Source organism: Pantoea sp. BJFS-204, assembly GCF_049310725.1.
Classification (GTDB): domain Bacteria; phylum Pseudomonadota; class Gammaproteobacteria; order Enterobacterales; family Enterobacteriaceae; genus Pantoea; species Pantoea agglomerans.
Genome location: NZ_JBMOWE010000002.1, coordinates 150,171 through 164,509, shown reverse-complemented (window position 1 = coordinate 164,509; position 14,339 = coordinate 150,171). Strand labels below are relative to the sequence as shown.

Sequence of the window (14,339 nt, the reverse complement as noted above, 5' to 3'; positions counted from 1 at the left end):
CTGCGCATATCCCCCGCTTTAATCCCCCAAATAACCCCCTAAAACCCATGCATACTTCTGCTTACCTGTCTTTACATTCGGTGGTATCATGCGCGGGTTTTAAGCCAGCCAGACGGAAAAGCGCACTGAAAGCTTAGCCTGCGCGAGGCGGATTAACCGTTTAACTTACTGATATAAAAATAAAAGAAGGGATTCATCATGAATAAAAAAACTATTTTCGCACTGGCCGTGGTCGCTGCTTTATTAACCGGCTGTGCGCGCACTGCGCCGATTCATAACGTGAATCAAACGCTCACTCAGCGTTACAGCGACAACCAGATGAAACTGGCGATCATTGAAGCGGGTATTGGCCGGAAATGGGTCATGACTCCCGTTTCGCCTGGCGTGATCAATGGTCGTCTGGCCCAGCGTGATTTCGTGGCGACTATTCGCATCACGTATACCAGCCAGAACTACCGCATCGATTATGTCAGCAGTGAGAACCTGAAAGCGGGGCAGGGCGAGATCCACAATAACTACAACCGCTGGATTGCCAATCTCGATCAGGATATTCAGTTACGACTCTCTGCTCTTGCCGCTCAGTAATGCGTGCGCTGTCGCAATGATGTGTCGACAGCCGATCAAAGCATAAAGATCTCCGGCAGCCGGCCGACAAATCAGATGAGCTGCTATTGCTGAACCACTGAGTAACCCTCTACCGTGAAGGCCTGATGCGGAATCGGCAGAGGGTTTCCCGGACGCACTTTTTTTGCAGAGGGCCGGGGTGACGCCCCGATGAACGCCGACGCCACACATATGACAAAAAGAGTGTTGAGATGAGACTCGCTTACTCACTGGTCGACTGGCAGGCTCTGGCTCCGGGATTACACGGGGGCGAGGGCTGGCAGCACTGGGCGCAACAGGGCATCGTCATAGACCCTAAAGAGGCGATGGCAAAGCCGCAATTTTTACCGATGATGACAGCACGTCGTCTGAGCGGCGGCAGTCGTGCGGCGGTAGAGTGTGGGCTGGCGCTGCTTGCGCGTCAGCAGGTTGACGCTATCGTGTTCACCAGTCGTCACGGTGAACTGGAACGTAATCTGCGTATCCTCACAACCCTGGCCGATCAGCAGTCTATGTCACCCACGGATTTTGCCATGTCGGTTCACAATTCGGCGGTCGGCAGCCTGACTATTGCAGCCAAAGCACCACTGGTCTCCACCTCAATCGCCGCCGGAGTCGACTCGTTTCAGCAGGGATTGATCGAAGTCAGCGCGCTGCATCAGGCGGGTTATCAGCAGGTACTGCTGGTCGATTTCGACGGCATCGTGCCTGACTACTATCTGCTGTGGCTGCCGGAACAGCGTGTGAACTTTCCCTATGCGGTGGCGCTGCTGCTGCGCCCGGGCGACCAGCTGCACTGCACTGGCCGTGCTGGCAGAGAGGAGAGGGCAGAAACAGGGTTACCGCAAAGCCTGCGCTTTCTGCAGCAGTGGCTGGCGGAATCGCCCTCCTTCAGCCTGCCGGGCGAACGCCTGACATGGCACTGGGAGAGACATCATGGCTGATTGTTCACAACCGGCGCACTACACCGGCAGCCGCATGAACTATTGCTGGCGGCTGGTGATGACGGCGGTGAGTTTTACGCTGTTTGGCATAGGCGGGCTGCTGCTGTCGCTGATTGGCTTCAATCTGCTGCTGCTGGTACAGCGCGATTCGCTGCGCCGCCGCCTGCTGGCCCGACGCGCTATCGCCTTTAGCTTCCGTTGCTTTCTGCGATTCTGCCGGATGACCGGGGTCTATGACTACCGGATTGAAGGCGCAGAGCTGCTGCAACAGGATCGCGGATGCCTGATTGTCGCTAATCATCCATCACTGATCGACTACGTGATGATCGCTTCGGTACTGCCAGAGATGGATTGTCTGGTTAAAGCCGATCTGCAAAAGAACCCCTTTATGCGTGGGGTGATCCGCGCCGCGGACTATCTGATCAACAGTGAAGCGGATACGCTGTTGCCGGACAGCCAGCAGCGACTGGCGCGCGGCGACAATATCCTGATCTTTCCGGAAGGCACCCGCACCCGCTACGGTCATCCACTGACTCTGCAGCGCGGGGCAGCCAATATTGCGGTGCGCGCCGGATGCGATCTGCGTGTGGTTCACATCACCTGTAGCCAGCGTATGCTCGATAAACAGAGCCGCTGGTATCAGATTCCGCCGGTTAAACCACTGTTTACCGTGCGTGTACAAACGCGAATCGACAGTCAGTCGTTTTGTGAAAGCAATCCCGATGCGCAGCCGCTGGCCGCGCGTCGCCTGACCCGCCATTTACAGCAGGCGCTGGTCCCCCAGAACAGGTAAGACGAAAACCGGTATGGATTCATTAATTAACGATATCAAACAGATGATTATCGACACGCTGAACCTTGAAGATCTCAGTCCCGATGATATAGAGACCGACGCTGCACTGTTTGGCGACGGACTGGGGCTGGACTCGATTGATGCACTGGAACTTGGCCTGGCAGTGAAAAATCGCTACGGCGTGGCGCTGTCCGCTGAGAGTGAAACCCTGCGCGCCCACTTTTTCTCTGTTGCGACGCTGGCTGCGTTCGTCAACCAACAGCGCGGCTGAAAGCGGAGACAACCTTATGATGAACAAAGAACAGATCTATCAGGAAGTGGCTTCGCTGCTGACCAGCCTGTTTGAAATTGCGCCTGAGGATATCCATCCCAAGGCACGTCTGTATGAAGATCTCGAACTCGACAGCATTGATGCCGTCGATATGGTGGTTCATCTGCAAAAACGTACCGGCCGTAAAATCAAACCGGAAACCTTCCGCGCAGTGCGCACCGTGCAGGATGTGGTGGATGCCGTGGAACAACTGATGCGCGAAGACGCCTGATCCCGCCGTGCCTGCTGCTACGCTTCGCCTGCTGAATCTGCTTACGCTACTGGCCTGGCCACTGCTGGTCTGGCTGGCGCTGACCCAGCCGCGCTGGCAGGGATTGTTCTGGCTGCTGGCACTGCTGTTTGGCCTGCGCTGGCTGCAGCTGCGTCGTCAGCAAAACGCCATGGGCGCGGTCATGGGCTGGCTGGCGCTGCTCGGTGCACTGCTCTGTGTCAGCAGCCAGCTATTACGCACTCAGCATCTGCTGCTGTGGTATCCGGTGGCGGTCAATCTGGCGATGCTGCTGGTGTTTGGCGCCTCACTCTGGAGTGCGATGCCGCTGGTGGAACGCATCGCCCGGCTGCGTGAGCCCGTGCTTCCCCCTGCGGCAGTGCGCTATACCCGCCGCGTCACCCAAATCTGGTGCCTGTTTTTTATCGGCAACGGCAGCATGGCGATCTATACCTGTTTGCTGGGCGATCTGCGGCTCTGGACGCTGTGGAATGGCGGCATAAGTTATCTGTTAATCGCAGCGTTGATGAGTGCTGAATGGCTGGTACGTCAGCGCGTGAGGCGAAAAGCATGAGGGTGGCCGACTGGCTGACGGGAGACGATCGCGAGATTGCCTGGCGCGGCGATCAACGTTTGATGCTCAGCGTGATGCATCGTCAGGTCGTGGCGCTCCGCCAGCGCTTGGCAGCACAACCGGGCAGCCACTGGGCGCTCTGTTTTGATGACAGTTACCGTTTTTGTGTGGCGCTGCTGGCATGCTGGTATGCCGGTAAAACGCCGGTGATGCCGGGTCACTGCCGCGCCGCGCTGCTGGATGAGAGGCAGGATCGGCTGGATGGCGTGCTGTGCGACATGCCGCTGGCGGTCAGCCTGCCGCTGCTGGCGTGGGACGACGCAGAAACGCAGGGGCCGCTGCCGCCGCTGCCGGAGAGTGCAGAACTGGTGCTCTTCACCTCGGGATCCACCGGCGCGCCGCGTCAGGTGGTGAAGTCGCTGGCGGTGATGGAGCAGGAGAGCCGCTGGCTCAGCAGCCTGTGGGCCGAACAGTTGCGTGGGTGCCGGGTCATCGCCTCGGTCAGCCATCAGCATCTGTACGGTTTATCGTTTCGACTTTTCCTGCCGATGATGCTCAGGCTGCCGTTTGCCGCCCAGCCGCTGTTTTACGGTGAACAGCTGGCCCAGCTTCCGCGCGACGTTCGTTATGCCTTTATCAGCAGCCCGGCCTTTTTATCGCGGCTGGACAGCACGCTGAAAGCGCCCGCCTGTGAACTGATTGTCTCTGCCGGTGGCGCACTGCGCGACTCTGATGCGGAGCAGGTCTGGCAGCGCTTTGGCTGTCAGGTCAGTGAAATCTACGGCAGCACCGAAACCGGCATTCTGGCCTGGCGTCAATGCGATCGGGCGGAGGCGCCGTGGCGCCGCTTCCCGCAGGTCAGGCTGGAGCAGGTGACGCCCGATCGCTGGCAGGTCTGGTCGCCGCTGATTGCCGGTGACAGCGGGCTGCAGCTCGACGATCGACTGACTATGCAGCCGGACGGCGGATTTCAGCTTGCAGGACGCCACGATCGCATCGTAAAAATCGGTGACAAGCGCATCTCATTAAGCGAGTTAGAGCGCCGTCTGACCGACCTGCCGGAAATCGAGGATGCCGTGGCGCTGGTGGTCACGCGTCATGAGCGTCAGGCGATTGGTGTCGTGCTGGCGCTGAACAGCGCGCTGGATGAGGCGGCTCTGCATCAGCGCAGGCAGCAGTGGAAACGCCAGCTGCAGCGCTGGCTGGAACCGCTGGCGATGCCGCGCTACTGGCGGATTGTGACCACCATTCCGGTGACCAGCCAAAGCAAACGCGCCTGGCCGCAAATAGAGGAACTTTTTCATGTTGCCGATTGAACGCAGCCGGGAGCTGCGGGCTGACAGCGTCACGCTGATCCTGCAGATAGATGCCGGACTCTTCTGGTTTCAGGGCCACTTTCCGCATCTGCCCATTCTGCCGGGTGTGGCTCAGCTCGACTGGGTGATGCACTACGGCGTATCACTGCTTGCGCCCGGTAAAGAGTTTGCCGCCGTTGATAACATTAAATTTCAGCAGCCGGTATTACCCGACTCGCTATTGCAACTGCATCTGGACTGGGACGCTGAAAAATCCCGCCTGAGTTTCCGTTACAGCCTGCTGAAGAACGACGGCGAGCAGATCGCCAGCAGCGGGAAGATCGCGCTGTGTTAAGCGCCCCGTTTTCACCCTGCGTGGTGATCCCCTGCTACAACCACGGCGCGATGATGGCGTCAGTGCTGGCACGGCTGGCACCCTTTAATCTGCCGGTAATCGTGGTGGATGATGGCAGCGATGCGGCCACACAGCTTCAGCTGGCGACGCTGCACGCCCCGCAGCTCAGCCTGCTGCGACTCGACAGCAATCAGGGTAAAGGCGCGGCGGTGATCCACGGACTGCGGGCCGCGGCGGCACGCGGCTTCACCCATGCAGTGCAGCTTGACGCGGACGGCCAGCATCAGGCGGAAGATCTGCCGCTGATGCTGGCGGAAGCGGAGCGTTATCCCGACGCGCTGATCTCCGGTCAGCCGCTCTATGACGACTCGATCCCCAAATCACGCCTTTACGGTCGCTACATCACCCACTTCTGGGTCTGGATTGAAACGCTGTCGCTGTCGATCCGCGACAGCATGTGCGGCTTCCGCGTCTATCCACTGGCCGCGACGCTGACGCTGTGCGATCGCCGGGCCATCGGTCAGCGCATGGATTTTGATACCGAGATCATGGTGCGGCTCTACTGGCAGGGAACCCGCAGTCGCTTTATCCCGACCCGCGTCACCTATCCGGCCAGCGGGCTGTCACACTTCGATGCGTTCTACGACAACCTGCGCATCTCCTGGATGCATACCCGGCTGTTTTTCGGCATGCTGCCGCGCATTCCTCATCTGCTGGCGATGCGTAAACCGCCGACGCACTGGTCTGCGGAAACGGAGCGGCGCGGACAGTGGGGATTACGTTTTATGCTGGCGGTCTATCGCTACGGCGGGCGGCTCCCCTTTACGCTGCTACTCTGGCCGGTAGTGGCGGTCTACTGGCTGAGCGGTCAGCGCGCGCGACGCGCTTCCCGGCAGTGGCTGGCGCAGGTCACTACCGCCGCGCAGCAGCAGCAGATTGCGTTACCGCCACGGCTTAACAGCTACCGCCATTTCCTGCGGTTCGCCGGGGCAATGCTGGATAAAGTGGCCAGCTGGCGCGGCGATCTGCGCTGGGGACGTGACATCGATTTTGCGCCAGGCGCAGAAGCGGTGATCCGCACACCCACGCCGCAGGGCAAGCTGATTCTCGCTTCCCATCTTGGTGACATTGAAGCCTGTCGCGCGATGGCGCAGCAGGTCAGCGGACTGGTGATTAATGCGCTGGTGTTTACCGACAACGCCCGGCGTTTTCGGGCGGTGCTGGAAACCATCGCCCCGCAGGCGGGGGTGAATCTGATGCCGGTGAGCGATATCGGGCCGGAGACCGCTATCCTGCTGCAACAGAAGCTGGATGCGGGCGAATGGGTGGCGATTGTCGGGGATCGCACTGCGGTTAATCCGCAGCGCGGCGGCGAGCGGCGGGTGATCTGGAGCGACTTTCTGGGCCGCGCCGCGCCCTTTCCACAGGGGCCGTTTGTACTGGCGGCCGCGTTGCGCTGTCCGGTGCTGCTGATGTTCGCCCTGCAGCAACAGGGTAAACTGCGTATTCACTGTGAGCCTTTCGCCGATCCGCTGCTGCTGCCGCGTGCGCAACGTCAGCGGGCACTGCAACAGGCGGTCGATCGTTACGCAGCGCGGCTGGCCCATTACGCACTGCTGGCGCCGCTCGACTGGTTTAACTTTTTCGATTTCTGGACGCTGCCTGATCAACAGGCGCACCACAAGGAGTCTGACCATGACTGAACATCATGCTGAAGTCGTGCTGACCGTCTCATTCCACGACTGCGATCCCATGGGCGTGGTCTGGCACGGCAACTATTTCCGCTTTTTCGAAGTGGCGCGTGAAGCCCTGCTGCGCAGCATTAACTACAGCTATGCCGAGATGGCCGCCAGCGGCTACGTCTGGCCGGTGGTCGATACCCGGGTCAAATACCGCCAGCCACTGCGCTGCGAAGAGACGATTCGCGTCAGCGCCCGGATCACGGAATATGAGAACCGTCTGCGCATCGACTATGAAGTGCGAAATGCTGCCGGCCAGATCACCACCAAAGCGCATACTCTGCAGGTGGCGGTGGAGCAGGAGAGTCAGGCGTTGTGCTTTGTTTCACCCGATATTTTACTGGAACGTTTAGGAGTGAAAGGATGCTGAAAATTGTGCTTACCAGCCTGCTGCTGTGGGCCAGTGCCGCCAGCGCGGTCACGCTGGATCAGCTGCAGCAGCGTTTTGCCAGCCAGCCGGTGATTCGGGCAGACTTTATCCAGACGCGCACCATTTCCGGCATGCGTCAGCCGCTGGTCTCGCACGGGCAGATGCTGATCGCTCGCGAGCAGGGCTTATGGTGGCATCAGCAGACACCCTTTGTGATGACGCTGCTGCTGGATGATAAACGCATGGTGCAGAGCCTCAGCGGCCAGAAGCCTCAGGTGATCACCGCCGACAGCAACCCGCAGATGTTTCAGTTCAACCATCTCTTGCGGGCGCTGTTCCAGGCCGACCAGAAAGTGCTGAACGAGAACTTCAGCGTGGCCTTCAGCGATCGCGGCAACGGAGCCTGGACGCTGGAGCTGACGCCCAAAGTGGCGCCGCTCAACAAAATCTTCAACCGTATCTCGCTGGCGGGCAGCGCCTTCCTGGACAGTATCAATCTGGATGATAAGCAGGGCGATAAAACGCAAATAGAGCTCAGCAACACCCGAATTGAACCGCCGCAGTTAAGCGACGAGGAGCAGGCGCGTTTTGCCGGGCCGTAACGATCGGCTGCTGGCCCTCCTGTGGCTGGCCCTCTGTCTGCTGCTGGCGGCTGCGCTCTCTTTTTTGCTGCCGCGCAGTCAGCTCAACAGCAGCGTGCTGGCGCTGCTGCCGCAGCAGAATCTGGGGGCGGCACCGCCTGCGCTGCAGCAGGGCTTTATGCAGCGGCTGGATCGCCAGCTGGTGTGGCTGGTTTCACCCGGTGAGCAGGACGATCCCCAGGTCGCCGCCTGGTGGCTGGCCCAGCTGCGCGCGCTGCCTGACCTGAAACAGGTGCAGGGTGATCTCGACGGGCAACAGCAGCAGCAGTGGGGCCGCTTTGCCTGGCAACACCGTAACGGCCTGATCGATGAGGTGACGCGCGACCGCTTGCAGAACGGCGGCGAGGCGCAGGCTGACTGGCTGCTGGCGCAGCTCTTTTCGGCCTTCTCTGGCGTCAGCAGCAAAGAGTTGCAGGGCGATCCCCTGATGCTGGTGCGGGGTTCGCAGCTGGCGCTGGCACAAAACGCCGGGCGCATGACGCTGCATGATGGCTGGCTGACAGTAAAAGATGCACAGGGTCAGCAGTGGTATTTTCTGCATGGCGAACTGGCGAACAACGCCTTCAGTATGCAGCAAAGTCATGCGCTGGTTACCCGACTTAGCGCGCTGGAGCAACAGCTTAAAAGCCGCTGGCCGCAGGCGAAACTGCTGACGCGTGGCACGGTGCTGTTCAGCGACAACGCCAGCCAGCGTGCGCAGCATGACGTTAAAACGCTGGGCAGTGTGACGCTGGGTGGCGTCGTCCTGCTGGTGCTGCTGGTCTTTCGCTCACTGCGCCCGCTGTTGCTGACGGTCACGTCTGTGGCCATCGGCGCGATGGCGGGCACGGTGATGACGCTGCTTTGCTTCGGTGAACTGCATCTGATGACGCTGGTGATGAGCCTGAGTATTGTCGGCATCTCTGCGGATTACACGCTCTATTATCTCACCGAGCGCATGGTGCACGGCGATCAGCAGACGCCGTGGCAGAGCCTGCGAAAAGTCCGCGGCACGCTGCTGCTGGCGCTCGGGACCACCGCCATCGCCTGGCTGCTGATGCTGCTGGCACCGTTCCCGGGGCTGCGGCAGCTGGCGGTGTTTGCCGCCAGCGGATTAACGGCCTCCTGTCTGACGGTGATTCTCATCTATCCGTGGCTGGTACGCGGATTACCGGTGCGTCCGGTGCCGCTGATGGTGCCGCTGGCGCGCTGGCTTGCCGCCTGGCGTCGCCAGCGCGGGCTGCGCGTCGGATTACCGGTGGCGATGGCGATCTTCGCGCTGGCCGGTATCGCCCAGTTAAAGGTGGATGATGACATCGCCCATCTGCAAAGTGCGCCTGCGCATCTGCTGGAGCAGGATCGCCAGCTGGCAACCCTGACCGGACAGCGCGCCGATCAGACCTGGTTTGTGGTCTGGGGCGATGACGCGCAGCAGACGCTGCAGCGGCTGGAAAAACTGGCACCGGATCTGCACCAGGCGCAGCAGCAGGGCTGGCTGCAGCACTATCGTCTGCTGCCGCTGACGTCGCTGGCGCAGCAACAGCGGGATCTTCAGCTGTTGAAACAGGCAGTACCGGATATTACGGCCCGCCTGCAGCAGGCGGGTATCACGCTGCCGGCACCGGATCTGACCCCGATGCCGGTAACGCCAGAGGCGTGGCTGTCGAGTCCGCTGAGTGAAGGCTGGCGACTGCTGTGGCTGACGCTGCCAGACGGGCGCAGCGGTGTTTTGATCCCCACCAGCGGTGTAAAAAACAGCGCTGCACTCGCGGAGCTGACCAAACAGCATCCGGGCGTCAGCTGGATTGACCGCAAATCAGGTTACGATTCGCTGTTCAGCTTCTGGCGCACCCTGCTGAGCGGGTTACTGGCGCTGGCGCTGCTGCTGATCACCCTGAGTTTTGTCCTGCGACTGGGGTTAAAGGCGGGCTTACGCAGCGCGCTGCCGTCAGTGCTGTCGCTGGCGATGGCGCTGGCAACGCTGGGCTGGATCGGCGCGTCGCTGAACCTGTTTGCGCTGCTGGCACTGATTCTGGTGCTGGGCATCGGCATTAACTACACGCTCTTTTTCAGCAACCCGCAGGGTACGCCGCTGACCTCGTTGCTGGCAGTGTCGCTGGCGATGATTACCACCTTACTGACGCTGGGTATGCTGGTATTCAGCAGCACCAGCGCGATTGCCAGTTTTGGCACAGTGTTATGCAGCGGCATCTTCAGCGCTTTCCTGCTGTCGCCGCTGGCGATGCGACCCACCCGATCAAGGAGTAAACGATGATCCGCGCCGCTCTTATTCTGCTGACGGCTCTGCTGCTCAGCGCCTGTGCCGGACCTGCACCCGACAGCAGTCGTCCCACCGCCTGGCTGAAACCGGGCGTGAAGGTGACGCTGCCACCGCCGGGCATCCGTCCCGCCTTCCAGCAGCAGCAGTTGCTGACCGGACAGGTGAAAGGCCAGAGTCAGTCACTGCTGGTGCTGCTCAGCGCCGATGAACAGCAAATTGATCTGGCCGGACTCTCCTCGGTGGGTATTCGCCTGTTCAGCCTGCGCTACGATGCCAGCGGTATTCACACCCAGCAGCTGATGCCGCTGCCGCAGATGCCGCCTGCCAGTCAGGTGCTGGCGGATATTATGCTCAGCTACTGGCCACGGGAGCTGTGGCAAAAACAGCTGCCGCCAGGCTGGACGTTGCAGGATCAGGGGTTAAAGCGACGGCTGATCGATGCCGATAACCAGCTGGTTACCGAAATCGATTATCTGCAACGCGGTAATCAGCGCCAGCCCATCAGCATTCAGCAGCATGCATTTGGCTATCAGATCCGCATTCAACATCTGGACGGCTCATGATTTACATCTCTGCCATCGGCATGCTGAATGCCCTGGGGAATAACACTCAGCAGATTGCGGCCAGCCTTACCAGGGGTGAGGCACCCGGCATGCAGCTGCGTCATGGCTGGCTGAGCGGCGACCGCGCCTGCTGGCTTGGCAGAGTTGAAGGTGATTTGCCATCGATTCCTGCTGCCCTGAGCGTGCACAACACCCGTAATAACCAGCTGCTGCTGGCCGCACTGGCGCAAATCCGTCCGGCGCTCGACGCGGCGATTGCGCACTATGGTGCCAGCAGAGTGGCAGTTGTGCTGGGAACCAGCACCTCGGGCGTGGATGAGGGCGATCAGCAGATTGGCGGCAGTCAGTCCGGTTATCACTATCAGATGCAGGAGCTGGGCGATCCCTCCCGTTTCCTGGCTCACTATCTAAGCCTGGATGGCCCGGCCTATACCATTTCAACCGCCTGCTCCTCCAGCGCCCGCGCCATTATCAGTGGTGAGCGGCTGATCGCGGCGGGGCTGGTGGATGTGGCGCTGGTGGGCGGTGCGGACTCGCTGAGCCGGATGCCGATCAACGGATTCGACAGCCTGGAGTCGCTCTCTGAACGTCGCTGCGCCCCTTTCAGCCGCGATCGCGACGGTATCTCGATTGGCGAAGGGGCCGCACTGATGCTGCTGACGCGGGAACCGCAGCCGCTGGCGCTACTGGGAGCTGGCGAATCGTCTGACGCCTGGCACATGTCCGCTCCCCATCCGCAGGGCGAGGGCGCTGAACGGGCGATGCGTATGGCGCTGCAACAGGCGAATCTGTTGCCAGAGCAGGTGGGTTATATCAACCTGCACGGCACTGCAACGCCGCTTAACGACCAGATGGAAGCCGCCGTGATTCAGCGCCTGTTTGGCAATGCGGTGCCGTGCAGCTCGACCAAACATCTGACCGGCCATACGCTCGGCGCGGCAGGAGTGTGTGAAGCCGCCCTCAGTGCGCTGATCCTGCAAAACAATCTGCCGCTGCCCGCGCAGGATTTCAGTGAGATGGCGGCGGATGAGACGCTGCCGGATTGCGGATTGTTATTACAGCCGCAGGCGCTGCAACGGCCTGTCATCGCTTCTAACTCCTTCGCCTTTGGCGGCAACAACACCTGTCTGATTCTGGGACGCCAACATGGTTATTAATTCTCCCGCGGCACGCTGGCTGCCGCACGCTGCGCCGATGCTGCTGCTTGATCAGCTGATCGCCGTTGATGATGAGCAGGTCCACTGTCAGGTGTCGACCTGCGCCGGTGGCGTACTGACACCGTTTCTGACGCCTCAGGGTGAACTGCCCGCCTGGTTTGGCGTGGAGATGATGGCGCAAACCGTGGGCGTCTGGTCTGGCTGGCATGCAAAGCAGGGCGGCGCCACCCTTATCCCGCCCGGCATGCTGCTGGGCGGACGCGGCTGGCGGGCAGAGCGATCCCTCTTTCCCGCCAGTGTTACGCTGGATATCAGAATGACGCTGCTGATGCGCGATGACCGCATGGGCAGCTTTGAGGGCGACATTCATTACGGCACCCAGCGGCTTGCCAGCGGTCGTCTGAATACGTATCAACCCAATGAAGCAGAATTACAGCAATTGATGTCACAAGGAAATCAGCCATGACAGATTCGGTATTAGTGACGGGCGCCAGTAAAGGGATTGGCCGCGCGATTGCGTTGCGTCTCGCCCAGGATGGCTATCAGGTTATCGTCCATTTCAACCGTGACCGCGCAGGCGCTGAGCAGTGCCTGCAGCAGATCGAAACCGCAGGCGGCAGCGGCCGTGTGCTGGGATTTGATGTGGCCGATCGGGCGGCAACCCGCGCTGCGCTGGAGGCGGATATTGAGCAATATGGCGCCTATTATGGTGTGGTGAGCAACGCCGGTATCACCCGCGATGCGGCGTTTCCTGCCCTGACGGATCAGGAGTGGGACAGCGTCATCCACACCAATCTCGACAGTTTTTACAATGTGATCCAGCCCTGCGTGATGCCGATGATCGGTCTGCGGCGCGGCGGCCGCATTATTACGCTTTCGTCGGTGTCGGGGATAATGGGTAATCGCGGTCAGGTGAACTACAGCGCGGCGAAAGCGGGCATTATAGGTGCCACTAAGGCGCTGGCGATTGAGCTGGCGAAACGCAAAATCACCGTTAACTGCATCGCGCCAGGCCTGATTGATACCGGTATGGAGGGGCTGGAACCTCAGGTGATTGAGGAAGCGATGAAGATCGTGCCGATGAAGCGCATGGGCGCGGCTGAAGAGGTCGCCGGACTGGCGAGCTATCTGATGTCCGATATCGCAGGCTACGTGACGCGTCAGGTCATTTCTATAAACGGAGGCATGCTGTGATCCAGCGGGTAGTCGTAACCGGCATGGGCGGCGTAACCGCCTTTGGGGAGTCCTGGGCTGAAGTTTCGGCACGGATCCGTGCGGGCCGCAATGCGGTGCGCTTTATGCCGGAGTGGCAGATCTACGACGGGCTGCATACGCTGCTCGGCGCACCGGTGGATGACTTTGTGCTGCCGGCGCACTACACCCGCAAGCGTATCCGCGCCATGGGCCGCGTTTCGCTGCTGGCAACGCGCGCGACCGAGCTGGCGCTGACCCAGGCGGGCCTGATTGACCATCCGGTGCTGACCAGCGGAGAAACGGGTATCGCCTACGGTTCTTCCACCGGCAGCACCGGGCCGGTCAGCGAGTTCGCCACCATGCTGACCGAAAAGCACACCAACAATATCACCGGCACCACCTATGTGCAGATGATGCCGCATACCACGGCCGTCAATGCCGGACTCTTTTTCGGCCTGCGCGGCCGGGTGATCCCGACCTCCAGCGCCTGTACCTCTGGCAGCCAGGCGATTGGCTATGCCTGGGAAGCGATTCGTCACGGGTATCAGACGGTGATGGTGGCTGGCGGCGCAGAAGAGCTCTGTCCGTCGGAAGCCGCGGTGTTCGACACCCTGTTTGCCACCAGCCAGCGTAATGACGCGCCGCACACCACACCTGCACCTTTTGATCAGCAGCGCGATGGTCTGGTAATTGGCGAAGGGGCGGGCACGCTGATCCTTGAGTCGCTGGAACATGCCCTGGCACGCGGTGCAACGATCTACGCCGAGCTCACCGGTTTCCATACCAACTGCGATGCCGCCCATATTACTCAGCCGCAGCGGGAAACCATGCAGATCTGCATCGAGCGGGCGTTGCAAAGCGCCGGTATCACGGCCGCAGACGTTGGTTATGTAAATGCGCACGGCACCGCCACTGAACGGGGTGATATGGCCGAAAGTCTGGCGACGGCGGCGGTGTTTGGCGAAACGACGCCGATCTCCTCGCTGAAGTCCTATTTTGGCCATACGCTGGGTGCCTGTGGGGCGCTGGAAGCCTGGATGAGTATTGAGATGATGCGGGAAGGGTGGTTTGCGCCAACCCTGAACCTGACGCAACCGGCAGCAGATGGCGGCCAGCTGGATTACATCATGGGTGAGCCGCGTGAGCTTGAAACCGACTATATCCAGAGCAACAACTTTGCCTTTGGTGGCATTAATACTTCACTGATCTTCAAACGCTGGCGCGGCGTCTGATCTCAGGCCCGTGCCGCGCTGGCACGGGCCAGTTTATTTTTCGGACGAAAGAACCGGACGATAATCAGCCTTTCATCTAC

Annotated in this window: 17 protein-coding genes; all 17 read left to right on the top strand. The window is 60.6% G+C overall.

Translation table 11 applies throughout. The features are described 5' to 3' along the window. The first annotated feature begins 198 nt into the window (after positions 1 to 198). The 17 genes from ACO6VX_RS07485 to ACO6VX_RS07405 all read left to right on the top strand — a co-directional run bounded on the left by ACO6VX_RS07485 (position 199) and on the right by ACO6VX_RS07405 (position 14,259). Positions 199 to 585, top strand: a complete 387-nt coding sequence (locus ACO6VX_RS07485; protein WP_191924301.1) for a hypothetical protein — start codon at positions 199 to 201, stop codon at positions 583 to 585. A gap of 230 nt (positions 586 to 815) precedes the next feature. Next, positions 816 to 1,547 carry a beta-ketoacyl synthase chain length factor gene (locus tag ACO6VX_RS07480; protein ID WP_307380298.1) on the top strand — a complete coding sequence of 244 codons (732 nt, stop codon included), beginning with the start codon at positions 816 to 818 and terminating at the stop codon, positions 1,545 to 1,547. Further along, a complete protein-coding gene (locus ACO6VX_RS07475; protein WP_307380296.1) occupies positions 1,540 to 2,340 on the top strand; it encodes a lysophospholipid acyltransferase family protein in 801 nt (266 codons plus the stop codon). Before ACO6VX_RS07480 ends, ACO6VX_RS07475 begins: the two co-directional genes overlap by 8 nt. A 13-nt stretch (positions 2,341 to 2,353) precedes the next feature. Next, positions 2,354 to 2,611 (top strand): phosphopantetheine-binding protein, encoded by a 258-nt coding sequence (locus ACO6VX_RS07470; protein ID WP_010669816.1) that lies wholly within the window; start codon positions 2,354 to 2,356, stop codon positions 2,609 to 2,611. A 16-nt stretch (positions 2,612 to 2,627) separates the two neighbouring features. Then, positions 2,628 to 2,882, top strand: a complete 255-nt coding sequence (locus ACO6VX_RS07465; RefSeq protein WP_045140531.1) for an acyl carrier protein — start codon at positions 2,628 to 2,630, stop codon at positions 2,880 to 2,882. Between the two features lie 7 nt (positions 2,883 to 2,889). Next, on the top strand, positions 2,890 to 3,453 hold the full coding sequence (locus ACO6VX_RS07460) for a hypothetical protein (RefSeq protein WP_033757233.1): 564 nt from the start codon (positions 2,890 to 2,892) through the stop codon (positions 3,451 to 3,453). Beyond that, positions 3,450 to 4,769: an AMP-binding protein gene (locus ACO6VX_RS07455; protein ID WP_191921496.1), complete on the top strand. Its 1,320-nt coding sequence runs from the start codon at positions 3,450 to 3,452 to the stop codon at positions 4,767 to 4,769. Before ACO6VX_RS07460 ends, ACO6VX_RS07455 begins: the two co-directional genes overlap by 4 nt. Further along, on the top strand, positions 4,756 to 5,103 hold the full coding sequence (locus tag ACO6VX_RS07450) for a 3-hydroxyacyl-ACP dehydratase FabZ family protein (RefSeq protein ID WP_111533662.1): 348 nt from the start codon (positions 4,756 to 4,758) through the stop codon (positions 5,101 to 5,103). The genes ACO6VX_RS07455 and ACO6VX_RS07450 overlap by 14 nt, the downstream gene beginning before the upstream one ends. Continuing rightward, positions 5,097 to 6,806: a glycosyltransferase family 2 protein gene (locus ACO6VX_RS07445; RefSeq protein ID WP_346556261.1), complete on the top strand. Its 1,710-nt coding sequence runs from the start codon at positions 5,097 to 5,099 to the stop codon at positions 6,804 to 6,806. The genes ACO6VX_RS07450 and ACO6VX_RS07445 overlap by 7 nt, the downstream gene beginning before the upstream one ends. After that, positions 6,799 to 7,212 (top strand): acyl-CoA thioesterase, encoded by a 414-nt coding sequence (locus ACO6VX_RS07440; protein WP_031594668.1) that lies wholly within the window; start codon positions 6,799 to 6,801, stop codon positions 7,210 to 7,212. Before ACO6VX_RS07445 ends, ACO6VX_RS07440 begins: the two co-directional genes overlap by 8 nt. Further along, complete coding sequence (locus ACO6VX_RS07435; RefSeq protein ID WP_167432690.1) at positions 7,206 to 7,814, top strand: outer membrane lipoprotein carrier protein LolA; 609 nt, start codon at positions 7,206 to 7,208, stop codon at positions 7,812 to 7,814. The genes ACO6VX_RS07440 and ACO6VX_RS07435 overlap by 7 nt, the downstream gene beginning before the upstream one ends. Further along, complete coding sequence (locus ACO6VX_RS07430) at positions 7,801 to 10,107, top strand: MMPL family transporter (RefSeq protein WP_052270896.1); 2,307 nt, start codon at positions 7,801 to 7,803, stop codon at positions 10,105 to 10,107. The genes ACO6VX_RS07435 and ACO6VX_RS07430 overlap by 14 nt, the downstream gene beginning before the upstream one ends. Next, positions 10,104 to 10,676: a DUF3261 domain-containing protein gene (locus ACO6VX_RS07425; RefSeq protein ID WP_031593666.1), complete on the top strand. Its 573-nt coding sequence runs from the start codon at positions 10,104 to 10,106 to the stop codon at positions 10,674 to 10,676. Before ACO6VX_RS07430 ends, ACO6VX_RS07425 begins: the two co-directional genes overlap by 4 nt. Beyond that, a complete protein-coding gene (locus ACO6VX_RS07420) occupies positions 10,673 to 11,833 on the top strand; it encodes a beta-ketoacyl-[acyl-carrier-protein] synthase family protein (RefSeq protein WP_187495684.1) in 1,161 nt (386 codons plus the stop codon). The genes ACO6VX_RS07425 and ACO6VX_RS07420 overlap by 4 nt, the downstream gene beginning before the upstream one ends. Continuing rightward, positions 11,823 to 12,299 (top strand): 3-hydroxy-fatty acyl-ACP dehydratase, encoded by a 477-nt coding sequence (locus ACO6VX_RS07415; protein ID WP_010246435.1) that lies wholly within the window; start codon positions 11,823 to 11,825, stop codon positions 12,297 to 12,299. The genes ACO6VX_RS07420 and ACO6VX_RS07415 overlap by 11 nt, the downstream gene beginning before the upstream one ends. Continuing rightward, complete coding sequence (locus ACO6VX_RS07410) at positions 12,296 to 13,027, top strand: 3-ketoacyl-ACP reductase FabG2 (RefSeq protein ID WP_060679923.1); 732 nt, start codon at positions 12,296 to 12,298, stop codon at positions 13,025 to 13,027. Before ACO6VX_RS07415 ends, ACO6VX_RS07410 begins: the two co-directional genes overlap by 4 nt. Then, positions 13,024 to 14,259: a beta-ketoacyl-ACP synthase gene (locus tag ACO6VX_RS07405; RefSeq protein WP_181882715.1), complete on the top strand. Its 1,236-nt coding sequence runs from the start codon at positions 13,024 to 13,026 to the stop codon at positions 14,257 to 14,259. Before ACO6VX_RS07410 ends, ACO6VX_RS07405 begins: the two co-directional genes overlap by 4 nt. The last annotated feature ends 80 nt before the right edge of the window (positions 14,260 to 14,339 follow it).